Annotated in this window: 14 protein-coding genes; 8 read left to right on the top strand and 6 right to left on the bottom strand. The window is 64.8% G+C overall.

What is annotated here, in order from left to right; genetic code table 11:
* The first annotated feature begins 17 nt into the window (after window positions 1–17).
* From L1F06_RS02975 to L1F06_RS02940, 8 genes are all read left to right on the top strand, one after another.
* Window positions 18–1,823 (top strand): acyl-CoA dehydrogenase, encoded by a 1,806-nt coding sequence (locus L1F06_RS02975; RefSeq protein WP_129481878.1) that lies wholly within the window; start codon window positions 18–20, stop codon window positions 1,821–1,823.
* 157 nt (window positions 1,824–1,980) lie between these two features.
* Window positions 1,981–3,726 (top strand): potassium/proton antiporter, encoded by a 1,746-nt coding sequence (locus tag L1F06_RS02970; RefSeq protein WP_096827525.1) that lies wholly within the window; start codon window positions 1,981–1,983, stop codon window positions 3,724–3,726.
* A gap of 101 nt (window positions 3,727–3,827) precedes the next feature.
* Window positions 3,828–7,163: a mechanosensitive channel MscK gene (gene mscK / locus L1F06_RS02965; RefSeq protein WP_129481879.1), complete on the top strand. Its 3,336-nt coding sequence runs from the start codon at window positions 3,828–3,830 to the stop codon at window positions 7,161–7,163.
* 11 nt (window positions 7,164–7,174) lie between these two features.
* The gene (gene selO / locus L1F06_RS02960) at window positions 7,175–8,638 is read left to right on the top strand and encodes a protein adenylyltransferase SelO (RefSeq protein WP_129481880.1); all 1,464 of its coding nucleotides are present in this window, start codon (window positions 7,175–7,177) and stop codon (window positions 8,636–8,638) included.
* A 292-nt stretch (window positions 8,639–8,930) separates the two neighbouring features.
* Entirely contained in the window at window positions 8,931–10,721 is a 1,791-nt protein-coding gene (locus tag L1F06_RS02955; RefSeq protein ID WP_011920773.1) for an SLC13 family permease, read from the top strand.
* A 58-nt stretch (window positions 10,722–10,779) separates the two neighbouring features.
* Window positions 10,780–11,214 carry a thioredoxin TrxC gene (trxC, locus tag L1F06_RS02950; RefSeq protein WP_129481881.1) on the top strand — a complete coding sequence of 145 codons (435 nt, stop codon included), beginning with the start codon at window positions 10,780–10,782 and terminating at the stop codon, window positions 11,212–11,214.
* A 207-nt stretch (window positions 11,215–11,421) separates the two neighbouring features.
* Window positions 11,422–11,865, top strand: coding sequence for a PaaI family thioesterase (locus L1F06_RS02945; protein ID WP_129481882.1), 444 nt, complete (start codon window positions 11,422–11,424; stop codon window positions 11,863–11,865).
* 123 nt (window positions 11,866–11,988) lie between these two features.
* Window positions 11,989–12,786 carry a universal stress protein gene (locus L1F06_RS02940; RefSeq protein ID WP_129481883.1) on the top strand — a complete coding sequence of 266 codons (798 nt, stop codon included), beginning with the start codon at window positions 11,989–11,991 and terminating at the stop codon, window positions 12,784–12,786.
* 45 nt (window positions 12,787–12,831) lie between these two features.
* Here the strand turns inward: L1F06_RS02940 and L1F06_RS02935 are convergent, their stop codons facing one another.
* The 6 genes from L1F06_RS02935 to aroB all read right to left on the bottom strand — a co-directional run bounded on the left by L1F06_RS02935 (window position 12,832) and on the right by aroB (window position 23,748).
* Entirely contained in the window at window positions 12,832–13,602 is a 771-nt protein-coding gene (locus L1F06_RS02935) for a ParA family protein (RefSeq protein ID WP_129481884.1), read from the bottom strand.
* 129 nt (window positions 13,603–13,731) lie between these two features.
* Entirely contained in the window at window positions 13,732–14,799 is a 1,068-nt protein-coding gene (gene hemE / locus L1F06_RS02930) for a uroporphyrinogen decarboxylase (RefSeq protein WP_129481885.1), read from the bottom strand.
* A 118-nt stretch (window positions 14,800–14,917) separates the two neighbouring features.
* Window positions 14,918–16,336 (bottom strand): FAD-dependent oxidoreductase, encoded by a 1,419-nt coding sequence (locus tag L1F06_RS02925; protein ID WP_017678548.1) that lies wholly within the window; start codon window positions 16,334–16,336, stop codon window positions 14,918–14,920.
* 34 nt (window positions 16,337–16,370) lie between these two features.
* Window positions 16,371–20,819, bottom strand: a complete 4,449-nt coding sequence (gene gltB, locus L1F06_RS02920) for a glutamate synthase large subunit (RefSeq protein ID WP_011920767.1) — start codon at window positions 20,817–20,819, stop codon at window positions 16,371–16,373.
* A gap of 237 nt (window positions 20,820–21,056) precedes the next feature.
* The gene (locus L1F06_RS02915; protein WP_129481886.1) at window positions 21,057–22,634 is read right to left on the bottom strand and encodes an SPOR domain-containing protein; all 1,578 of its coding nucleotides are present in this window, start codon (window positions 22,632–22,634) and stop codon (window positions 21,057–21,059) included.
* Between the two features lie 10 nt (window positions 22,635–22,644).
* On the bottom strand, window positions 22,645–23,748 hold the full coding sequence (gene aroB / locus L1F06_RS02910) for a 3-dehydroquinate synthase (RefSeq protein WP_011920765.1): 1,104 nt from the start codon (window positions 23,746–23,748) through the stop codon (window positions 22,645–22,647).
* Between the last annotated feature and the right edge of the window lie 139 nt (window positions 23,749–23,887).

The raw sequence follows: 23,887 nt of genomic DNA, 5'->3' as shown, positions 1-23,887 counted from the left end.
ATCTGGAGGCCCGTTCCATGTCCGAGACCCTGCTCAGCTCCCGCAACCTGGCGTTCGAACTCTTCGAGGTGCTCGACGCCGAAGCCCTGACCCAGCGTCCGCGCTTCGCCGACCACAACCGCGAGACCTTCGAGGCGGCGATCAGCACCGCACGCGGCATCGCCGAAGAACTGTTCGCCCCGCACAACCGCAAGAACGACGAACACGAGCCGCAATACGTCGACGGCGGCGCGGTACTGATCCCGGAGGTCGAACCGGCCCTGCGCGCCTTCCACGAGGCGGGTTTCCTCAATGCGACGCGCGACTTCGAGCATGGCGGCATGCAGCTGCCCAACCTGCTGTCGCAGGCCTGCTTCGCCCATTTCCAGTCGGCCAATATCGCCACCAGCTCCTATTCGATGCTGACCATGGGCGTGGCCAACCTGATCGAGGCCTTCGGCAGCGAGGAGCAGAAGGCCCGCTACCTGCAGCCGATCATCGATGGCCGCTTCTTCGGCACCATGGCGCTGACCGAGCCGCACGCCGGCTCGTCGCTGTCGGACATCCGCACAAAGGCCGAACCGCACGCCGACGGCAGCTACCGCATCAAGGGCAACAAGATCTTCATCTCCGGCGGCGACCAGCCGATCTCCGAGAACATCGTGCACATGGTGCTGGCCAAGCTGCCGGACGCACCGCCCGGGGTGAAGGGCATCAGCCTGTTCCTGGTGCCCAAGTTCCACGTCAATGAAGACGGCAGCCTGGGTGCGCGCAACGACGTCACCCTGGCCGGCCTGTTCCACAAGATGGGCTGGCGCGGCACCACCTCCACGGCGCTGAACTTCGGCGACAACGGCGAGTGCGTCGGCTACCTGGTGGGTAAGCCGCACGCCGGCCTCTCCTACATGTTCCAGATGATGAACGAGGCGCGCATCGGTGTCGGCATGGGCGCGATCATGCTCGGCTATGCCGGCTACCTGTACTCGCTGGACTACGCGCGCAACCGTCCGCAAGGCCGCCAGCCGGACGGCAAGGACCCGAGCAGCGCGCAGATTTCCATCATCGAGCACGCCGACGTGCGGCGCATGCTACTGACGCAGAAGGCCTACGTCGAAGGCGCCTTCGACCTCGGCCTGTATGCCGCACGCCTGTTCGATGACACCCAGACCCTGGAAACCGCCGAACAGCGCCAGCAGGCGCTGGAGCTGCTCGACCTGCTCACCCCCATCGTCAAATCCTGGCCCTCGGAGTTCTGCCTCAAGGCCAACGAGCTGGCCATCCAGATCCTCGGCGGCCACGGCTACACCCGCGAGTACCCGGTGGAGCAGTACTACCGCGACAACCGCCTCAACCCGATCCACGAAGGCACGCACGGTATCCAGTCGCTCGACCTGCTCGGGCGCAAGGTCTCGATGAACGGCGGCGCCGCGCTCAAGCAGCTGCTCAAGCTGATCAACGACTGCTGCCAGCGCGCCAGCGCGCATGAGTCGCTCACCACCCTGCGCCAGCCGCTGGAGCAACTGCTGGCCCGCCTGCAGGCGGTGACCCTGGCCCTGCTCGGCGACCTGATGAGCGGCAAGGTCAACCAGGGCCTGGCCAACTCGGCGCTGTACCTGAAGGTGTTCGGCCACACCGTGATCGGCTGGCGCTGGCTGGAACAGGCGATTCGCGCCGAGCAGGGCCTGGCCCGCACGGACAATGCCGAGGAGCAGGCCTTCTACCGCGGCAAGCTGCAGGCCGCGCGCTACTTCCTGACCTGGGAAGTGCCTGGCTGCCACCACGACCTGGCCATCCTCGAAGCGCGCGACGACACTTGCCTGGGCATGCAGGACGCCTGGTTCTGACCTGAGCCAATGCTCCGAGGCGGCCCGGCCCGCGTCGCTTCGGGGCAATTTAGAAAAATGTAATAACCTTTTTGACAGCGCCACGAGGGCAACGGTTAGAATCCCTGGCACGCGCCATGCATAACGGCGCCTTCACCACCAGGCCAGGAGTACGCCGTTGGACGCCGCCGCCATCAACAATCTGTTCTTGATCGGCGCCCTGCTGGTGGCGGCCAGCATTCTGGTCAGCGCCTTCGGCACCCGCTTCGGCATCCCTATTCTGGTGATCTTCCTCGCTGTCGGCATGCTCGCCGGCACCGACGGCCCCGGCGGCATCGTCTTCGACAACTATCCCCTGGCCTATCTGGTGGGCAACCTGGCGCTGGCCGTGATCCTGCTCGATGGCGGCATGCGCACACGGGTGTCGAGCTTCCGCGTGGCGCTGTGGCCATCGCTGTCACTGGCCACGCTGGGGGTGATGATAACGGCGGGGCTGACCGGCCTGGCCGCAGCCTGGCTGTTCGACCTGAGCCTGCTCGAGGGCCTGCTGATCGGCGCCATCGTCGGCTCCACCGATGCCGCAGCGGTGTTCTCCCTGCTCGGCGGCCGCGGCCTCAACGAGCGGGTCAGCTCCACGCTGGAAATCGAGTCCGGCAGCAACGACCCGATGGCGGTGTTCCTCACCGTCACCCTGATCGCCATGCTCGCCAGCGGCCAAAGCGGCTTCAGCTGGGACCTGCCGATCCAGCTGGTGCAGCAGTTCGGCCTCGGCGCCCTGCTCGGCCTCGGCGGCGGCTGGCTATTGCTCCTGCTGATCAACCGCATGGAACTGGCAACCGGCCTTTACCCACTGCTGGTGGTCAGCGGAGGCCTAATCATCTTCGCCATCACCACGGCCGTGGGCGGCAGCGGCATTCTCGCCATCTACCTGTGCGGCCTGCTGCTGGGCAACCGGCCGATTCGTTCGCGTCACGGCATCCTGCACATGCTCGACGGGCTGACCTGGCTGGCACAGATCGGCATGTTCCTGGTGCTCGGCCTGCTGGTCACGCCGCATGAGTTGCTGCCCATCGCCGTGCCTGCGCTGGGCCTGGCGCTGTGGATGATCCTGTTCGCCCGACCGCTGTCGATCTTCCTCGGCTTGCTGCCGTTTCGCGCGTTCCACGACCGCGAGCGGATGTTCATCGCCTGGGTCGGCCTGCGCGGCGCGGTGCCGATCATCCTCGCCGTCTTCCCGCTGATGGCCGGCCTGCCCAACGCACAGCTGTTTTTCAACGTGGCCTTCTTCATCGTCCTGGTGTCGCTGCTGCTGCAGGGCACCAGCCTGCCGCTGGCCGCCAAGCTGATGCGCGTCACCGTACCGCCGGAGCCGGCACCGGTATCGCGCGCCGGCCTGGAGGTACACCCCACCAGCCAGTGGGAGCTGTTCGTCTATCGCCTGGGCGCGGAGAAATGGTGCATCGGCGCCGCCCTGCGCGAGCTGAACATGCCCGACGGCACCCGCATCGCCGCCCTGTTTCGCGGCCGCGAACTGCTCCACCCCTCGGGCAGCACACGCCTGGAGGCCGGGGATCTGCTCTGTGTGATCGGCCATGAGCACGACCTGCCGGCGCTCGGCAAGCTGTTCAGCCAGGCTCCCAAACGGGGCCAGGACCTGCGCTTCTTCGGCGACTTCGTACTCGAAGGTGACGCCGAACTGGCCGCCGTGGCCGCGCTCTACGGCCTCAAGCTGGACGGTCTGGACGGCCATCAGCCGCTGGGCCGCTTCATCGCCCATGAAATCGGCGGCGAGCCGGTGGTCGGCGATCAGGTGGAGTGGCAGGGTCTGACCTGGACGGTGGCCTCGATGGAAGGGAACAAGGTGCGCAAGGTCGGCGTCAGATTCCCCGAGGGCAGTCGTCCGGGCCCCGGGCTGTTCCTCTGAGACTTTGCTAGGATCGCAGACCTAGGCCGCTCGTCATCGCCGAAGGTGCCAGCGCCTGCCGCCTACACTCAGCTCGTCCACTTCTCTGCCGCCAGGTCATCATGCCCCAGTTGCGCCATTCGCTAGCCCTCATCCTGTTTCTCCTGTGTTTCGGCCTGAGCGCCGCGCACGCCGAAGAGCCGCCCAAGGCCGCTGATGTCCAGCAGAGCCTGGATACCCTGGCCGACCGCAAACTGCCGGAGGCCGAGCAACTGGCGCTGAAGCAGACCCTCGAGCAGACGCTGCGCATGCTCAAGGACCGCGACACCAGCGAACAGCGGCTGAACGATCTGCGCAAGCAGCTCGATGGCGCGCCACGCCTGATCACCGAAGCCCAGCGCGAGCTGGACCGGCTCAAGGCCAGCCCCGAGGTAGCCGCCGCCGAGCGCCACGCGCGCACCTCGCTGGCACAACTGGAACAGCTGCTGAACGAGCGCTCCAACCAGCTGACCGAATGGAACAAGGCGATCATCGAGGCCAATAGCCTGGTGATCACCGCGCAGACCCGCCCCGAGCGCGCCCAGGCCGAGATCAGCCAGAACCAGGCGCGCAGCCAGCAGATCAACAACAGCCTGAAAAGCGGCCGGGACGACGGCAAGCCGCTGACGCCGGAACGGCGCGCCCTGCTCAACGCCGAGCTCGCCCAGCTCGCCGCGCAGACCCAGCTGCGCCGCCAGGAAATGGCCGGCAACAGCCAGCTGCTGGACCTCGGCAGCGCCCAGCGTGCGCTGCTCGAGGAGCGCATCCGCCGCGCCGAGCTGGAGCGCCAGGAGCTGCAGAGCCTGATCAACGAACGCCGCCGCGCCGAGTCGGAGCAGACCGTCGCCGAGCAGTCGCGCGAGGCCGAGCGTGCCAGCTCCGACCGCCTGCTGGCTCGGGAAAGTTCGCTCAACCTCAAGCTGTCCGATTACCTGCTGCGCTCCACCGACCGCCTCAACAGCCTGACCGAGCAGAACCTGAGAACCCGCCAGCAACTGGATAACCTCAACCAGGCCAACCAGGCCCTGGACGAGCAGATCCGGGTGCTGCAGGGCAGCCTGCTGCTGTCGCGCATCCTCTATCAGCAGAAACAGGCCCTGCCGCAGCTGCAGCTGGAAGACAGCCGACTGGCCGACGAGATCGCCGATATCCGCCTGTATCAGTTCGACCTGAACAAGCAGCGCGACGAGATCAGCGATCCGGCGCGTTATGTCGACAACCTGCTGCAGGGCCAGCCGAGCGAGAACGTCACCCCGGAGCTGCGCAATGCCCTGCTCGATCAGCTGAAAACGCGCCGCGAGCTGCTCGAGCGCCTGAGTCGCTCGCTCAACTCCCTGCTCAACGAGTCGATCACTCTGCAGCTCAACCAGCGCGAACTGCACAGCACCGCCAGCAACCTGCGCGCCACCATCGACGAGCAGATGTTCTGGATTCCCAGCAACAAGCCGCTGGATCTCGAGTGGCTGAAAAGTGCCCCGCGGCGCCTGCAGCAGCAGCTAGACAGCCTGCCCTGGGGCGTGGTGCTGAGCGAACTGAGCGCCGCGCTGCTGGAGCGACCGCTGGTGTTTCTGCCGTTGCTGCTGCTCTGCGCGCTGATTCTGTGGCGCCGCCAGTACCTGTTCGGCAAGCTCGGCAACCTGCATGCCGATATCGGCCACTACAAGCGTGACAGCCAGCTGCACACCCCCTTCGCCCTGGGCCTGAACCTGGTGCTGGCGCTGCCGGTCGCGCTGTTCCTGATGCTCTGCGGCTATGCCCTGCTGCACGATGCACGCGGGCAGAACCTCTACCTGGGCGGCGCGTTCTACGAGATGGCCGAAGCCTGGCTGGTGTTCTATACCCTGCATCGCATCCTGGCACCCGATGGCGTGGCGGTGCTGCACTTCCACTGGCCACCGGCCAACGTGTCCTTCTTCCGCCGCCACCTGCGCCATCTGGGCATGGTGGTGATGGCGCTGGTGGCGGTGGTGAGCATCGCCGAGCACCAGCCCGACAGCCTGGCCAGCGACGTGATCGGCATCTGTGTGGTGCTCAGCTGCTATGCGCTGATGGCCTGGCTGATGTTCCGCCTGCTGTTCAATGCGCCGCAGCGGGAACACACTTCGGCGCTGCGTACCAGCGTCGGGATGCTGTTCAATGTGCTGCCGCTGGCGCTGATCGGTGCGGTTGCCTTCGGCTACTACTACACCGCCCTGAAGCTGACCGACCGCCTGATCGACACCCTCTATCTGCTGATCATCTGGCTGATCGTCGAAGCCGCCCTGATCCGCGGCCTGAGCGTGGCTGCACGGCGCCTGGCCTACCAGCGCGCCCTGGCCAAGCGCCAGGCACAGAGCAAGGAAGGCGACGGCGAGATCAGCATCGAGGAGCCGACGCTGGATATCGAACAGGTCAACCAGCAGTCGCTGCGCCTGATCCGCCTGGCCCTGCTGGCCGGTTTCCTGGTCTGCCTGTACTGGGTCTGGGCCGAACTGATCGGCGTGTTCACCTACCTGGAAACCGTCAGCCTGTACGAATACAGCAGCGGCACCGGCGATACCGCCACCATGGTGCCGATCAGCCTGATGGACGTGCTTGGCGCGCTGATCATCGTCGCCATCACCGTGGCCCTGGCGCGCAACCTGCCCGGTCTGCTCGAGGTGCTGGTGCTGTCACGCCTGAAGCTGGCCCAGGGCAGCGCCTACGCCACCACCACCCTGCTGTCCTACGTGCTGGTGGGTATCGGTATCGTCAGCACCCTGTCCACCCTGGGGGTGAGCTGGGACAAGCTGCAATGGCTGGTGGCGGCGCTGTCGGTGGGCCTGGGTTTCGGCCTGCAGGAGATCTTCGCCAACTTCATCTCCGGCCTGATCATCCTGTTCGAGCGTCCGGTGCGCATCGGCGACGTGGTCACCATCGGCAACCTGTCCGGTACGGTGAGCAAGATCCGCATTCGCGCCACCACCATCACCGATTTCGACCACAAGGAAATCATCGTTCCGAACAAGACCTTCATCACCGGCCAGCTGATCAACTGGTCGCTGAGCGACACGGTCACCCGCGTCACCCTCAAGGTGGGCGTCAGCTACGGCTCGGATCTGGATCTGGTGCGCAAACTGCTGCTGCAGGCCGCCCAGGAAAACCCCCGCGTACTCAAGGAGCCGTCGCCGATCGTCTACTTCCTCAGCTTCGGCGAGAGCACCCTGGATCACGAGCTGCGCATCCACGTGCGCGACCTCGGCGACCGCAACCCGGCTACCGACGAGATCAACCGCTTCATCGATCGCGAATTCGCCAAGCACGGCATCAACATCGCCTTCCGCCAGGTGGACGTGTACGTGAAGAACCTCGACGCTGAGCAGCATCTGCAGAAGGATGTGATCAAGGCGGCCGCCGCCGGCGCCGCCGACAAGAAAAATCCGCCGCCCGCGGCGACCTGACGAGGCCTCCGGTGAAAAAGCTCGACCAACTGACTTTCGACAACCGCTTCGCCCGTCTTGGTGACGCTTTCTCCACCGAAGTGCTGCCCGAACCCATCGAGCAGCCACGCCTGGTGGTGGCGAGCAGTGCCGCCATGGCCCTGCTCGATCTCGACCCGGCCGAGGCGCAGCGCGAGGAGTTCGCCGAGCTGTTCGCCGGGCACAAGCTGTGGGGTGAAGCCGAGCCGCGCGCCATGGTCTACTCCGGCCATCAGTTTGGCGGCTATACGCCGCGTCTGGGCGATGGCCGCGGCCTGCTGCTCGGCGAGGTGGTCAACGCGGCCGGCGAGCACTGGGACCTGCACCTCAAGGGCGCCGGCCAGACCCCCTACTCGCGCATGGGCGACGGCCGCGCCGTGCTGCGCTCGTCCATCCGCGAGTTCCTCGCCAGCGAACACCTGCACGCCCTGGGCATCCCCAGCTCGCGCGCGCTGTGCGTGACCACCTCCGACACCCCGGTATGGCGCGAGAAGCAGGAGCGCGCGGCCATGGTCCTGCGCCTGGCGCCAAGCCACGTGCGCTTCGGCCACTTCGAGTATTTCTATTACACGCGCCAGCATGAACAGCTCAAGGTGCTCGGCGAACACGTGCTGGCCAACCACTTTCCCCAGTGCCTCACGCAGGACGAGCCCTGGCTGGCGATGTTCCGCGAGGTGCTGGAGCGCACCGCCGCGATGATCGCCCATTGGCAGGCCTATGGCTTCTGCCATGGGGTAATGAACACCGACAACATGTCGATCCTCGGCATCACCTTCGATTACGGTCCCTATGCCTTCCTCGACGACTTCGATGCCAACCACATCTGCAACCACTCCGACGACACCGGCCGCTACAGCTTCAGCAACCAGGTGCCCATCGCCCACTGGAACCTGGCCGCCCTGGCCCAGGCGCTGATGCCGATGATCGAGGTGGAGAAGCTGCGCGAGACCCTGGAGCTGTTTCTGCCGCTGTATCAGGCCCATTACCTCGACCTGATGCGCAAGCGCCTGGGCCTGACCAGCGCCGAGGATGACGACGAAGCCCTGGTGCAGCGCCTGCTGCAACTGATGCAGCAGGGCAAGGCGACCGACTACAGCCTGTTCTTCCGCCAGCTCGGCGAGCAGGCACCGGCCGATGCGCTGCAGGTGGTACGCAACGACTTCGTCGATCTGGCCGGCTTCGATGCCTGGGGCCGCGACTATCTGGCGCGCTGCGAGCGCGAGGGCCAGCAGCAGGACGAACGCCGAGCGCGCATGCACGCCGTCAACCCGCTGTACATCCTGCGCAACTACCTGGCGCAGCAGGTCATCGAGGCGGCCGAGGCCGGTGACTACGGCCCGGTGCGCGAACTGCACGCGGTGCTTTCGCGCCCGTTCGACGAACAGCCGGGCATGCAGCGCTATGCCCAGCGCCCGCCGGAGTGGGGCAAGCACCTGGAAATCAGCTGCTCCTCGTAAATTGACCGTAGGGTGCGCCGCGCGCACCAACCGCCCGCTGACCGCACGGGATAACACCCGCCATCGCTGGCAGCGGGTTGCCCCCGCCCTACCCATCCGGTCAGCTCGGGCGGATGGACGGATAACGCGCCAGCTACCAAAGCCGGATGCCTTATCCATTAAATCGAAAAGGCATATAAACCTTCCCAAACATTCTTAGACTATCTAACAGAACCCCACTATCTTGGCGCCCTGCCAGGCCGCCCCGGTGCGCGCCCGATACCTCACACGAGATTCGACGCTAAGGATGCTCATGCCCTGGGACTCCCTGCCCTTGCTGTTCGTCGGCGCCCTGCTGATCTGGGTGCTGTACGCCTTCGTGCGCGAAAAGTGGAGCCCGGACATCGTCGCCGCGATCGCCGTGGCGGCGCTGCTGGTCAGCCAGTTGCTGGAGCCCAAGGAAGTGCTCAGCGTGCTTTCCAACTCGGCGCCGGTGACCATCGCCTGCATGTTCGTGCTGTCCGCCGCACTGGAGCGCACCGGCTGCATCGATGCGCTGGGCAACTGGTTGGGCAATCTGGTCGGCACCAGCCCGATCCGCGTGCTCACCGGCCTTACCCTCACCGCGCTGGTGGTATCGGCCTGCCTCAACAACACTCCGGTGGTGGCCATTCTCACCCCGGTGGCCATCGCCCTGGCGCGCCGCGCCGGCACCCTGCCGTCCAAGCTGCTGATCCCGCTGTCCTACGCCACCATCCTCGGCGGCACCCTGACCATGATCGGCACCTCGACCAACATTCTGGTCGACGGCGTGGCGCGCAAGGCCGGCCTCGCCCCCTTCGGCATCTTCGAGATCACCGGCGCGGGCCTGATCATGGCTACGGTCGGCATGCTCTACCTGCTGACCATTGGCCGCCACCTGCTGCCGGAGCGCGAGACCCTGTCGCGCCAGCTGCGCCCCGACCTGTCGCGCACCTTCATGACCGAGCTGCTGGTGCCGCACGACTCACCGATGATCGGCAAGACCCTGCACGAGGCCAACCTCAATGGCGGCAGCGGCCTGCAGGTACTCAAGCTGTTTCGTGAAGAGCTGGAGCTGACCGAACCCGGCGCCGACACCCTGCTGGCCAGCGGCGACCGCCTGGTGCTGCATGGCCAGGTCAAGGACGTGGTGGAACTGCGCGAAAGCGGCCACCTGAGCTTCAACCGTGGCGATGCCTTCGAGACCATCAGCAGCCATGACGTGATCCTCGCCGAGGCCATAGTCGGGCGTAACTCGCGCTACAGCCACCGCCCCATGCGCGACCTCGACCTCACCGCGCGCTACGGCATCGCCGTGCTCGCCGTGCACCGCCAGGACGAGAACGTGCAGGGCAACCTCGACGACTTCGAGCTGCAGTTCGGCGACGTGATGCTGGTCGAAGGCACCCCCGCGCAAATCAAGCGCTTCGCCGACAACGGCGAGCTGATCAGCCTCAACGCCGTGCAGGAGCGCGCCTTCCGCCGCGACAAGGCGCCCATCGCCATCGGCGCCACCCTGGCGGTGATGCTGTTGGCCGCCTTCGGCGTGATGCCCATCGAGGGCCTGGCGATCATCGGCGCGGTGACCGTGCTGGCGACCCGCTGCCTGGATGTGGAGGACGCCTACAAGGCAGTGGACTGGAAGATCCTCAGCCTGATCTTCGGCATGCTGGCCATCAGCATCGCCATGGACAAGGTCGGCCTGGTCAAGCTGCTGGTGGAGAACGTCATGGGCTGGCTGCCCTGGGCCGGGCCACTGCTGATGCTGAGCTTCATCTACCTGTTCACCTCGATCCTCACCGAGATGCTGTCGAACAACGCGGTGGCGGTACTGGTGACGCCCATCGCCATCGGCATGGCCCAGCACCTGGGCGTCGATCCGCGCGCCTTCGTGGTCGCGGTGATGTTCGCCGCCAGCGCCAGCTTTGCCACCCCCATCGGCTACCAGACCAACACCTTCGTCTACAACGCCGGTGGCTATCGTTTCACCGACTTCATGAAGGTCGGTATTCCGCTGAACCTGCTGCTGTGGGGCGTGGCCACCCTGGTCATCCCCTGGTTCTTCCCGCTGACCCCGGTCTGACTTGATATCCGCAGGCGCTGGCTCCATTTAAGGCACATGACCCACGGAGCCTCGCCTCATGTCCGATCCGCTGCTGATTCCCTGCCCGCACTGCAACAGGCTCAACCGCATCCCTGCCGAGCGCCTGGGCGATGCCCCGCGCTGTGGGCGCTGCAAGGCCGAGGTGCTGCCTGCAGCGCCCATCGAACTGACCCAGGGCAACTTCGCCAGCCAGCTCAAGGGCGACCTACCCCTGCTGGTGGATGTCTGGGCCAGCTGGTGCGGGCCCTGCCAGGCCTTCGCGCCGACCTTCGCCCAGGCCGCGGCGCAGCTGCGGGGGCGCTGTCGCCTGGGCAAACTGGACAGCGAGGCCAACCCGCAGCTGTCCGGCCAGCTCGGCATTCGCTCCATTCCCAGCCTCATCATGTTCAAGGGTGGCGTTGAAGTGGCCCGCCAGAGCGGCGCCATGCCGCTGCCGCAACTGCTGGCCTGGCTGCGCCAGCAGGGCGTCTAGCCTGCATCCCGCGGTAACCATCGTCCAAGGGTAGGGTGCGCCATGCACACCGCCGATAAACGCGGTGCCGGTGCGCACAGCGCAGGGACGGCCTCCAGAGCATCGACGGATGCTTGAGCGCTTCGGTCATTCGCAGCGGCCGCTGCGGTCACTTGCAGGGCGCCGGCCAACCCTTAGTCTGGCGGTACGCCCCCTAGGAGTGCCGCCATGCCCCTGCCCGTGGAAATCGCCCGCCAGCTCACCGAACAGCAGATCGCCTTCGTCCGCCGCAGCGGGCTCCAGGCCGAAGTGCTCGAACCTGGCTTCGTACGCCTGTGTATGCCGCTGGAAGGCAACCAGAACCATATCGGCAGCATGTATGCGGGGGCGCTGTTCACCCTGGCGGAAATTCCCGGCGGCGCGCTGTTTCTCACCAGCTTCGACGTGCAGCGCTTCTACCCCATCGTCAAGGAACTGAACCTGCGCTTTCGCCGCCCGGCCAGCGGCGACATCCGCGTCGAGGCGCGCCTGTCGGCACAGGAGATTGACGATCTGCAGGCGCGAGCAGCGCGCGAAGGCAAGGCCGAGTACCTGCTGGAGCTGCAACTGACCGGTGTCGATGGCGAGGTGGTGGCAGAGAGTCGCGGCTTGTATCAGTTGCGACTACGCTGAACGCTTCTGCCGCTCCGCTCACACAATCGGCAACAGTCCGCGAGCTTGCCATAGGTCAAAAGAACGGCTAATTGAACAGGCACAATAAAATTGCCGACTGGTATCGGCAGGAGAGCCGTCACCATGTTCAACCATATCCTTATCGCCCATGATGTTCGTGACACGGCCGACATGGCTCTGTGCCGCGCCACCCAACTCGCCCAGCAGCACAACGCCCGCCTGACCCTGCTGCATGTGCTCGATCCGAGCCAGAGCAGCGAGCAACACGAAAAGGCACGCCAGGCGCTGGACCGCAGCCTCACCCAGTTCGCCCCTGCCGGCACCGAGCTGCGCATGCTCAGCGGCAAACCCTCCGAAGTGGTCCTGCAGCAGGTTCAGGACAGCGGCTGTGATCTGCTGGTGCTGGGCGGCCATCATCAGCGTCACGACTTCTTCTCCGGCACCAGCCTCGATCGCATCGCCCGGCGCTGCACCGTGCCGCTGCTGCTGGTGGCGCGCAACGACTTCGCCCCCTATCAACGCGCCCTGGCCGCCATCGACTTCTCCCTGTGCGCCTGCAGCGCCCTCGGCCAGGCCTATCGCTTGCTACCGGAGGGGACAGAGCTGCATGCACTGCATGTGTTCGAACCGGACAAGGGCACCCCGAAGGAAGTGCAGCTGCAATTGCAGACCCAGCAGGGCCTGATCGACCAGCTGCTACAGGACGAGGCGCAGAACCTGCCGGAGAAAGGCCCGACACTGAGCCACGAGGTTATCCAGGGCGGAATCCTGCGTTGCCTGCAGGAACAGATCAAAGTCCGCCGCAGCGAACTGCTGGTGCTGGGCAGCCACGGCCGCAGCGCGCTGTCCCAGGCGCTGCTGGGCAGCCTGGCGCAGCATTTTCTGCACAAGGCGCCGTGCGACGTGTTCGTGGTGCGCTAGGGCCAGCGACACACGAAAAGGCGCCTCCAGGCGCCTTTTTCATTCTCAACCGGCGTTGAGCAGATCGTGCAGCTCGACGAACTGCTGGGTCAGCTTGTGCCGTGCATCCAGATGGATCAGCGGTGTACAGGCCTGGTGCGACTCGCGCATCTTCACCGAGCTCATTAGATTCACCGGCAACACCGGCAAGCCCTCGGCGATCAGCTCATCCAGCAGCTGCTGCGGCAGGGTGGCGCGCGGCTGGAACTGGTTGACCACGATGCCCTCCACCTCCAGCTCCTCGTTGTGATCGTCCTTGAGCTCTTCGATCTCGGCCAGCAGGCCATAGAGGGCATTGCGCGAGAAACTGTCGCAGTCGAAGGGGATCAGCACGCGGTCTGCCGCAATCAGCGCGGAAACCGTGTAGAAATTCAGCGCGGGCGGGGTGTCCAGGTAGATGTGATCGTAGTCCTCGGCCAGCTCGTCGAGCAGTTTGCGCAGCTTGTTGATCTTGTGCTTCTGCTCAAGCTTGGGCTGCAACTCGGCCAGCTCGGCGGTGGCGGTGACCACGTGCAGGTTGTCGAAGGGCGTCTCGTAGATATCCACCTTGCCCTTCTTGGCGAACGGTCCGGATGACAGGGTCTGCTTGAAGAAATCGGCGATGCCCATGGGGATTTCCTCGCCGGTCAGGCCGGTGAGGTAATGGGTCGAGTTGGCCTGCGCATCCAGGTCGATCAGCAGGGTGCGGTAGCCCTGCGCCGCACTCACCGCTGCAAGATTGCAGGCGATGCTGGACTTGCCTACGCCGCCCTTCTGGTTGAACACCACACGTCGCATCGCACACCTCCCTGAGCTGTCTGTGCTGGGGATTCTATGCAAAGCCCGTGACAGACGCGAGGCATTCGGTCATGTGCTGACCGCCGGACACAGAAGAGGCCGCTCGCGCGGCCTCTGTGAGGTGATCGATCAGCGGTGATAAGCCGCCGACAGCTCGTGCACCGCCTCGAAGAAGGCGCCCGCGTGAGCCGGGTCGACTTCCGGGGTGATGCCATGGCCTAGGTTGAAGACATGGCCGCTGCCGGCGCCGTAGGCGGCCAGGATGCGCGCCACTTCGGCGCGGATCGCTTCCGGCTTGGCGTAGAGCACCGCCGGGTCCATGTTGCCCTGCAGGGCGACCTTGGCACCGACACGGGCACGCGCGCTGCCGATATCGCAGGTCCAGTCCAGACCCAGCGCCTCGGCGCCGCTGTCGGCCATGGACTTCAACCACAGACCGCCGCCCTTGGTGAACAGGATCACCGGCACGCGGCGCCCGTCGTGCTCGCGGATCAGGCCGTCGACGATCTTCTTCATGTAGGCCAGGGAGAACTCCTGATAGGCCGCCGCCGACAGCGCGCCGCCCCAGGAATCGAAGATCTGCACCGCCTGCGCCCCGGCCAGAATCTGCCCGTTTAGGTAGGCTGTGACCGACTGCGCCAGCTTGTCGAGCAGCGCATGCATGGCCTGGGGATTGTCGTAGAGCATGGCCTTGGACTTGCGGAAGTCCTTCGACGAGCCGCCTTCGACCATGTAGGTGGCCAGCGTCCAAGGGCTGCCGGAGAAGCCGATCAGCGGCACACGACCGTTCAGCTCGCGGCGGATGGTACGCACCGCGTCCATCACGTAGCCCAGGTCCTTCTCGGCATCCGGCACCGGCAGCGCCTCGATATCGGCCAGGCTGCCGACCGCCTTCTTGAAGCGCGGGCCTTCGCCGGTCTCGAAGTACAGGCCCTGGCCCATAGCATCAGGGATGGTGAGGATGTCGGAAAAGAGGATCGCCGCATCCAGTTGCGGGTAGCGGTCCAGCGGCTGGATGGTGACCTCGCAGGCCAGTTCCGGGTTCTTCATCAGGCTCACGAAGTCGCCGGCCTTGGCCCGGGTCGCGCGGTACTCCGGCAGATAGCGGCCGGCCTGGCGCATCATCCAGATCGGCGTGACATCCACGGGTTGCTTGAGCAGGGCACGCAGGAAACGGTCGTTCTTCAGGGCGGTCATGGCAGAGTCCTAGAAAAAAGTGCGGGCATTTTCGCAGAGCGCAAAACAAAAGGCACGGCGGGTGCCGTGCCTTTTGTCCATCGGGTCAATTTGTCGCGGGCAGGCCGCGACGAATCAGTCAGACGCCCAGATAGTCGAGGATACCTTCGGCAGCATTACGACCTTCGAAGATCGCCGTCACCACCAGGTCGGAACCACGCACCATGTCGCCACCGGCGAAGATCTTCGGGTTGCTGGTCTGGTGCTTGAACTGCGACTGCTCGGGCGCCACGACGCGGCCCTGGCTGTCGGTCTGGATCTCGAACTGCTCGAACCAGGGCGCCGGGCTCGGACGGAACCCGAAGGCGATCAGCACGGCTTCGGCCGGGATAATCTCCTCGGAGCCGGGGATCGGCTCGGGGCTGCGACGGCCACGGGCATCGGGCTCACCGAGACGGGTCTCGACCACCTTGATGCCTTCCACCTTGTCTTCGCCGACGATGGCGATGGGCTGGCGGTTGAAGAGGAACTTCACGCCCTCTTCCTTGGCGTTCTTCACTTCCTTGCGCGAGCCGGGCATGTTCTCTTCGTCACGACGGTAGGCGCAGGTCACGGCCTTGGCGCCCTGACGGATCGAGGTGCGGTTGCAGTCCATCGCGGTGTCGCCACCGCCCAGTACCACCACGCGCTTGCCCTTCATGTCGATGAAGTCTTCTGGCGACTTCTCGAAACCGAGATTGCGGTTGACGTTGGCAATGAGGAAATCCAGCGCGTCGTAGACGCCCGGCAGGTCCTCGCCCGGGAAACCACCCTTCATGTAGGTGTAGGTGCCCATGCCCATGAAGACGGCATCGTACTCATCCAGCAATTGCTGCATGGTCACGTCCTTGCCGATCTCGGTGTTCAGGCGGAACTCGATGCCCATGCCGGTGAAGACTTCACGGCGACGGCTGAGCACGGTCTTTTCCAGCTTGAACTCGGGGATGCCGAAGGTCAGCAGGCCACCGATTTCCGGGTTCTTGTCGAACACCACCGGGGTCACGCCGTTGCGCACCAGCACGTCGGCGCAGCCCAGGCCGGCCGGGCCGGCACCGATCACCGCAACGCGCTTGCCGGTCGGCTTGACCTTGGACATGTCCGGGCGCCAGCCCATGGCGAACGCCGTGTCGGTGATGTACTTCTCCACCGAGCCGATGGTCACCGCGCCAAAGCCGTCATTGAGGGTGCAGGCCCCCTCGCACAGACGATCCTGCGGGCACACGCGGCCGCAGACTTCCGGCAGGGTGTTGGTCTGGTGCGAGAGTTCGGCGGCGGCCAGGATGTTGCCTTCCGACACCAGCTTGAGCCAGTTCGGAATGAAGTTGTGCACCGGGCACTTCCACTCGCAATACGGGTTGCCGCAGCCCAGGCAGCGATGTGCCTGGTCAGCGGCCTGCGCCGGCTTGAAGTTGTCGTAGATCTCGACGAATTCCTTCTTGCGCTGACGCAGCAGTTTCTTCTTCGGGTCTTTGCGCCCGACTTCGATGAACTGGAAGTCGTTATTCAGACGTTCAGTCATTGCGTTACCTCATCAAACCACTTCAGGCGCATTCTTATTGCGGGTTGGCACGGGTGCTGGACAACAGCGACTTCAGGCTCGCCGCTTTCGGTTTCACCAGCCAGAACTTGCGCAGGTAATCGTCCAGATTCTCCAGCAGGTTCTGACCCCACTCGCTGCCGGTCTCTTCGACGTACTCGGCGAGTACGCTTTCCAGGTGGCTGCGGTAGGCCTCCATCGCTTCATTGTTGATGCGCTGGATTTCCACCAGTTCGTGGTTGACGCGGTCGTAGAAGCCGTTGTCCATATCGAGCACATAGGCGAAGCCGCCGGTCATGCCCGAGCCGAAGTTGTAGCCGGTCTTGCCCAGCACGCAGACGAAACCGCCGGTCATGTACTCGCAGCAGTGGTCGCCCGTGCCTTCCACCACGGCGTGGGCGCCGGAGTTGCGCACGGCGAAACGCTCGCCCGCGGTACCGGTGGCGAACAGCTTGCCGCCGGTGGCGCCGTACAGACAGGTGTTGCCGATGATGGCGCTGTCCTCGGTGGCGAACGGGCTGCCGGCAGGCGGGGTGATGACGATCTTGCCGCCGGTCATGCCCTTGCCTACGTAGTCGTTGGCATCGCCTTCCAGGCGCAGGTTCAGACCACCGGCGTTCCATACGCCGAAGCTCTGACCGGCAGTGCCCTTGAAGCGGAAGGTGATCGGTGCGTCGTTCATGCCCTGGTTGCCATGCACGCGGGCGATCTCACCGGAAATGCGTGCGCCGATGGAGCGGTCGCAGTTACCGATGTTCAGCTCGAACTCACCGCCGGTCTTGCCGGCGATGGCGTCCTTGGCCATGTCCACCATCTTCTCGGCCAGCAGGCCTTCGTCGAACGGCGGGTTCTTCGGCACCTGGCAGAACTGCGGCTTGTCGGCCGGGATATGCGCGCTGGCCAGCAGCGGCGACAGATCCAGGTTGCCCTGCTTGGCGGTTTCGCCCGGCAGCACTTCGAGCAGATCGGTACGGCCGATCAGCTCCTCCAGGCTGCGCACGCCCAGCTTGGCCAGCCACTCGCGGGTTTCCTCGGCGACGTAGGTGAAGAAGTTCATCACCATCTCGACGGTGCCGATGAAGTGATCCTTGCGCAGCTTGTCGTTCTGCGTGGCCACGCCAGTGGCGCAGTTGTTCAGGTGGCAGATGCGCAGGTATTTGCAACCCAGCGCGACCATCGGCGCGGTGCCGAAGCCGAAGCTCTCGGCGCCGAGGATGGCCGCCTTGATCACGTCCAGACCGGTTTTCAGACCACCGTCGGTCTGCACCCGTACCTTGCCGCGCAGGTCGTTGCCGCGCAGGGTCTGGTGGGTTTCGGCCAGGCCCAGTTCCCAGGGCGCGCCGGCATAGCGGATGGAGGTCAGCGGCGACGCGCCGGTGCCACCGTCGTAACCGGAAATGGTGATCAGGTCGGCATAGGCCTTGGCCACACCGGCAGCGATGGTGCCGACACCGGCTTCCGCCACCAGCTTGACCGACACCAGCGCCTTCGGGTTGACCTGCTTGAGGTCATAGATCAGCTGCGCCAGGTCTTCGATCGAATAGATGTCGTGGTGCGGCGGCGGCGAGATCAGGGTCACGCCCGGTACCGCATAACGCAGACGCGCGATCAGGCCGTTGACCTTGCCACCCGGCAGCTGGCCGCCCTCACCGGGCTTGGCGCCCTGGGCCACCTTGATCTGCAGCACTTCGGCGTTGACCAGGTATTCCGGGGTCACGCCAAAGCGGCCGGTGGCCACCTGCTTGATCTTGGAGCTCTTGATAGTGCCGTAGCGGGCCGGGTCTTCACCGCCCTCACCGGAGTTGGAGCGACCACCCAGACGGTTCATCGCCTCGGCCAGCGCCTCGTGCGCCTCCGGCGACAGCGCGCCGAGGGAGATACCGGCGGCGTCGAAGCGCTTGAAGATCGACTGCAGCGGCTCGACTTCGTCGAGGCTGATCGGCGTGGCGGACTCCTTGACCTTGAGCAGGTCGCGGATCATCGACACCGGACGGGTGTCGACCAGCGTCGAGTATTCCTTGTACTTGGCGTAGTTGCCCTGTTGCACGGCTTCCTGCAGCGTGCGTACCACGTCCGGGTTGTAGGCGTGGTATTCACCGCCGTAGACGAACTTGAGCAGACCGCCCTGCTGGATCGGCTTGCGGTTGTTCCAGGCCTCGAAGGACAGCAGCTTCTGCTCGCTCTCGATATCGACGAAGCGCGCGCCCTGGATGCGGCTGGCCACGCCGCGGAAGCACAGCTCGGTGACTTCATCGGCCAGGCCGACGGCCTCGAACAGCTGCGCGCCGCGATAGGACGCGACGGTGGAGATACCCATCTTCGACAGGATCTTCAGCAGGCCCTTGGAAATGCCCTTGCGGTAGTGCTTGAACACTTCGTACAGATCGCCCAGCACTTCGCCGGTGCGGATCAGGTCGCCCAGCACTTCGTAGGCCAGGAACGGGTACACCGCCGAGGCGCCGAAGCCCAGCAGCACGGCGTAGTGATGCGGGTCACGCGCGGTGGCGGTTTCCACCAGGATGTTGCAGTCGCAGCGCAGGCCCTTTTCCACCAGGCGGTGATGCACGGCACCGGTGACCAGCGACGCATGCGCCGGCAGCTTGCCCGGGGCGATGTGACGATCGGTCAGCACCAGCAGCACCTTGCCGGCGCGCACGGCTTCCTCGGCCTGATCGGCCATGTTGCGCACGGCGGCTTCCAGGCCCAGCGACTCGTCGTAGTTCATATCGATGACATGACGGTCGAAGCCCGGACGATCCAGGTTCATCAGCGCGCGCCACTTGGCCGGCGAGATCACCGGGCTGCTGAGGATCACGCGGGTGGCATGCTCGGGCGATTCGCTGAAGATGTTGCGTTCGGCGCCCAGGCAGATTTCCAGGGACATGACGATCGCCTCGCGCAGCGGGTCGATCGGCGGGTTGGTGACCTGCGCGAACTGCTGACGGAAGTAGTCGTAAGGCGAGCGCACGCGCTGGCTGAGCACCGCCATCGGGGTGTCGTCGCCCATGGAGCCGACCGCTTCCTGGCCCTGCTCACCGAGCGGACGCAGCACCTGGTCACGCTCCTCGAAGGTGACCTGGAACATCTTCATGTACTGCTTGAGCTGGTCCGGGTCGTAGAAGGGCGAACCATGGTCGCGGTCTTCCAGCGTCGCCTTGATGCGCTGGGCATGCTTGCGCAGCCACAGCTTGTAGGGATGGCGCGACTTCAGGCGGCTGTCGATGGACTCGGTGTCGAGCACCTGGCCGGTCTCGGTGTCGACGGCGAGGATCTGCCCTGGGCCGACACGGCCCTTGGCGATGACGTCCTCGGGCTGGTAGTCCCACACGCCGATTTCCGAGGCCAGGGTGATGTAGCCGTTCTTGGTGGTGACCCAACGCGCCGGGCGCAGACCGTTACGGTCGAGCAGGCACACGGCATGGCGACCATCGGTCAGCACCACGCCGGCCGGGCCATCCCAGGGCTCCATGTGCATGGAGTTGTACTCGTAGAACGCGCGCAGGTCGGCGTCCATGGTCTCGACGTTCTGCCAGGCCGGCGGAATGATCATGCGCAGGCCGCGGAACAGGTCGATGCCACCGGTGACCATCAGCTCGAGCATGTTGTCCATGCTCGAGGAGTCGGAGCCGACACGGTTGACCAGCGGGCCCAGTTCGTCGAGATCGGGGATCAGCTCGTTGGCGAACTTGGTGCGACGGGCCTGCGCCCAGTTGCGGTTGCCGGTGATGGTATTGATCTCGCCGTTGTGCGCGAGGAAGCGGAAGGGCTGCGCCAGCGGCCACTTCGGCAGGGTGTTGGTGGAGAAACGCTGGTGGAAGACCGCGATGGCGGTCTGCAGGCGCTCGTCACCCAGATCCGGGTAGAACTGCTGCAGGTCCGCCGGCATCATCAGGCCTTTGTAGATGATGGTCTTGTGCGAGAAGCTGCAGATGTAGTGGTCGGCGTCGTCGGCATTGGCCACCGAAGAACGACGGCGGGCGCTGAACAGCTTGATGGCGAATTCCTGGTCGCTCAGACCCTCGCCACCGATGAACACCTGCTCGATCTGCGGCAGGCGCTCCAGCGCCAGCTGGCCTAGCACGCTGGTATCGATCGGCACCTTGCGCCAGCCCACCAGTTGCAGGCCGGCCGCCAGGATTTCGCGATTCATGTTCTCGCGCGCGGCCTCGGCCTTGGCCGGATCCTGATTGAAGAACACCATGCCCACGGCATATTGCGCAGGCAGTTCGACGCCGAATTGCTCCTGGGCGATGGCGCGCAGGAATTGATCGGGCTTCTGGATCAGCAGGCCGCAGCCATCACCGGTCTTGCCGTCGGCGTTGATACCGCCGCGGTGAGTCATGCAGGTGAGGGCCTCAATAGCGGTCTTGAGCAGGTGATGACTAGGCTCACCTTGCATGTGGGCGATCAAGCCGAAGCCGCAGTTATCCTTGAACTCATCAGGACGGTACAAACCTGCTTTCATAGGGGAAACTCTCACCAGGCTGCCTAGACTTCAGGCAAATTGCTTTCTAATTCAACCGCTTAGCCATGAAAAGCGGACACGGGCCAGCTTTGCGTAGGCAAAAGGGAGGTCATTGTACATATCCACCCATGCCGTCACAAATCTTCGTGACGAAGCAATGAAAACTTATGTCGCGAAAACGAAGGATAAGACCGCCAGGTCGTGCTAACGACCAGGCGGTCATGCCAAGCAGAGCGTTTAGCGGCTCATCTCCTGCTGGATGCTCGCCAGCGTACGCGGCCAGGGCTTGTTGGCCTGCAACTTGGCCGGCAGCGTCTTCACCGCCGCCTGAGCAGCATCACGCGTGGCGAAGCTACCGTAGGTCAGGACGTACAGCGGCTGCCCCTGGTGCATCTTCTTGAAGTAACGGTACTCGCCACCCCCTTCGCGCACCAACGCCTGGATATTGGACTCCGACCGCGAGCCCACGACCTGCAGCGCATAACGAGAGCCGGGCTGCTGCGCGTACCAGTTGCTGGCAGCGCTGCTCGGTGCCGCTGGCTGAGCCGGCGCCGACTTGGGCTCGGGAGCCGGCGCTGGAGCTGGAGCTGGAGCAACGACCGGCTTGGGAGCAGCGGGTTCGGGCTGCTTGGCAGGTGCAGGTGCAGGTGCAGGTGCAGGTGCAGGTGCAGGTGCAGGTGCAGCAGGGATTGGATCAGGCGGCAGGGTTACCGTCGAGCGTTCAGGAGAAGCTGGCGGCTCGAAATTGTCCAGCTCTTCACCAGCGGCCTCGGCCAGAGGCTGGCGAATGACCGTCTGCGCCTCGCCCACCAGCGGCAATGGCAGCGGTTGGCTGGCACCGGCAAACTCGATGGCCGGCGTGCGACTTTCAGTCGCAGGCGCCTGAGCCGGCTCACCGGCCTCCACCGCCAGTGCCGAAGACTGCAAAGGCAGCGTGGTATTCGTGGCTACCGGCGCAGGGGACGACTCACGTCCCTGCATGAACCAGGCAGCGGCAACGCCGACCAGCACCACAGCCAATGCCAGCAGATGCTTCTTCGGCAAGGAGAATCCACCACCTGCACCGCGCCCAGCCGAACGCTGGGCCAGCATCTGCTCGACCAAAAGCTCTCGCGCCTCCTGGTTGATGCCTCCCGGCCACCCCTGAGAGCGCAGATGAATCTCCTCGATCTGCTCCTCGCTCAGCACGTCAATGCCCTGTCCGGCGCCCTCCAGGCGCTGCGCCAGGTAATCGCGCGCTTCCTCCTCGCTGTAGGGCTGCAGCTCGATGGCGTGATAGCACTCCTCACCACCGGCCAGCGCCTCCAGCCGGCTCAGCAGGTCCTGCTCGGCGAAGAGAAACACATGCGGCCGCCCCTCACTATCGCCCTCGGCCAATGCCAGCACGCTTTTCAACGCGGCATCGTCCAGCTGGTCGGCATCATCGATGAGCAGGTAGACCTCCTGACCGGTCAGGGCTAATTGCCCCACCTGCGTCAGAATCGAGCGCACATCCGCCTGAGCGACCGAAAGCCCCTGGGCCACCTGACGCAGCAACGCCTCGCTACCCGCCACACCCTGGGCGATCACCACACTTTGCACCGCCTGCTTGTTGGTGCTAGCGACCAACGCCTGGCGCAGCAGGGTCTTGCCGCTACCCTGCGGACCGACTACCGCCAACAACAACTGGCTGTAGCGCGCCAGATGATGCAACTGCCCCAGAACCGGCTTGCGCTGGGCGGGGAAGAACTTGAAACCGGGAACACGCGGCGCGAACGGGTCGTGACTGAACTGGTAATGCGCCAGGAAAGCTTCATCAGCATGCAAACTGGTCATGGATCACTCTTCAAGAGTTGAACGACTGAGCCAGCGCTACGTAGTCGCTACGCAGCGTGGCGTCGAGAATTTCACGCGGATAGTCGGCGGTAACGACGGCCTCCCCCAGGCGCTTGAGCAACACCAGGCGCAACTGGCCATCCAGCACCTTCTTGTCTACCGCCATATGTTCAAGAAACTGCGCCGGCGTCATGTCCCGCGGCGGCACGATAGGCAATCCCGCGGCCTGCAGCAGACGAACGCCGCGATCGCGCTCGGCGACGGAGATCCAGCCAAGCCGATGAGACATTTCCAGCGCCATCACCGTACCGGCAGCGACCGCTTCGCCATGCAACCAGACGCCGTAGCCCTGCTCGGTCTCGATCGCGTGGCCGAAGGTGTGACCGAGGTTCAGCGTCGCACGCACCCCAGATTCACGCTCATCCGCCCCGACCACCTGCGCCTTGGCAGCGCATGAACGTTCGATAGCATAGGTCAGGGCATCCTGATCAAGGCTGCGCAGCGCAGCCATGTTGGCTTCGAGCCAGCCCAGAAACGGCTCGTCGCAAATCAGGCCGTACTTGATCACCTCGGCCAATCCGGCCGAAAGCTCGCGCGCCGGCAACGTATCGAGGCTGGCGGTATCGATCAGGACCGCCTTGGGCTGATAGAAGGCACCCACCATATTCTTGCCAAGCGGATGGTTGATCCCGGTTTTCCCCCCCACCGACGAATCGACCTGCGACAACAGGGTGGTGGGCACCTGGATGAAATCCACGCCGCGTTGATAGCAGGCAGCCGCGAAGCCGGCCATATCGCCGATTACCCCGCCACCGAGCGCAACGACCGTGGTGCGACGATCATGACGCGCCGTCAGCAGGCCATCGAAGATCAGTTGCAGGGTTTCCCAATTCTTGAAGGCCTCGCCATCGGGCAGCACCACCGTGGCGACATTGAAACCTTCCAGCGATTTCAACAGGGTTTGCAGGTAAAGAGGTGCGACGGTTTCATTGGTGACCACTGCAACCTGCCGCCCCGCGACGTGACGAGACAGTAATTCGGGACGCGACAACAGCCCGCTCCCGATATAGATCGGATAGCTGCGCTCGCCGAGTTCAACGTGAAGAGTCTGCATGAGGCCCCCAGGATAAAAAGGGCTCTAGGATAACGCAGTTCGGCCCGACTTTAGCGTGCCAGTCGCGTAGCGATAGCTGTCGCCTTTCGCTTGGGAAGAAGCGGCGAACAGCGCCTGACGAGGTGGGATTACCGTACAG

Origin of the sequence: Pseudomonas hydrolytica (genome assembly GCF_021495345.1) — a bacterium.
Lineage (GTDB): Bacteria > Pseudomonadota > Gammaproteobacteria > Pseudomonadales > Pseudomonadaceae > Aquipseudomonas > Aquipseudomonas hydrolytica.
This window is presented reverse-complemented; position numbering and strand designations above follow the sequence as displayed.

Bases quoted from the DNA above. Each gene is read 5' to 3' on its own strand.
- L1F06_RS02955 (WP_011920773.1), top strand. From the start codon at position 8,931: ATGCCCTGGGACTCCCTGCCCTTGCTGTTCGTCGGCGCCCTGCTGATC.
- trxC (WP_129481881.1), top strand. From the start codon at position 10,780: ATGTCCGATCCGCTGCTGATTCCCTGCCCGCACTGCAACAGGCTCAAC.
- L1F06_RS02925 (WP_017678548.1), bottom strand. From the start codon at position 16,336: ATGACTGAACGTCTGAATAACGACTTCCAGTTCATCGAAGTCGGGCGC.
- L1F06_RS02975 (WP_129481878.1), top strand. From the start codon at position 18: ATGTCCGAGACCCTGCTCAGCTCCCGCAACCTGGCGTTCGAACTCTTC.
- hemE (WP_129481885.1), bottom strand. From the start codon at position 14,799: ATGACCGCCCTGAAGAACGACCGTTTCCTGCGTGCCCTGCTCAAGCAA.
- L1F06_RS02940 (WP_129481883.1), top strand. From the start codon at position 11,989: ATGTTCAACCATATCCTTATCGCCCATGATGTTCGTGACACGGCCGAC.
- mscK (WP_129481879.1), top strand. From the start codon at position 3,828: ATGCCCCAGTTGCGCCATTCGCTAGCCCTCATCCTGTTTCTCCTGTGT.
- L1F06_RS02945 (WP_129481882.1), top strand. From the start codon at position 11,422: ATGCCCCTGCCCGTGGAAATCGCCCGCCAGCTCACCGAACAGCAGATC.
- gltB (WP_011920767.1), bottom strand. From the start codon at position 20,819: ATGAAAGCAGGTTTGTACCGTCCTGATGAGTTCAAGGATAACTGCGGC.
- aroB (WP_011920765.1), bottom strand. From the start codon at position 23,748: ATGCAGACTCTTCACGTTGAACTCGGCGAGCGCAGCTATCCGATCTAT.
- L1F06_RS02915 (WP_129481886.1), bottom strand. From the start codon at position 22,634: ATGACCAGTTTGCATGCTGATGAAGCTTTCCTGGCGCATTACCAGTTC.
- L1F06_RS02935 (WP_129481884.1), bottom strand. From the start codon at position 13,602: ATGCGACGTGTGGTGTTCAACCAGAAGGGCGGCGTAGGCAAGTCCAGC.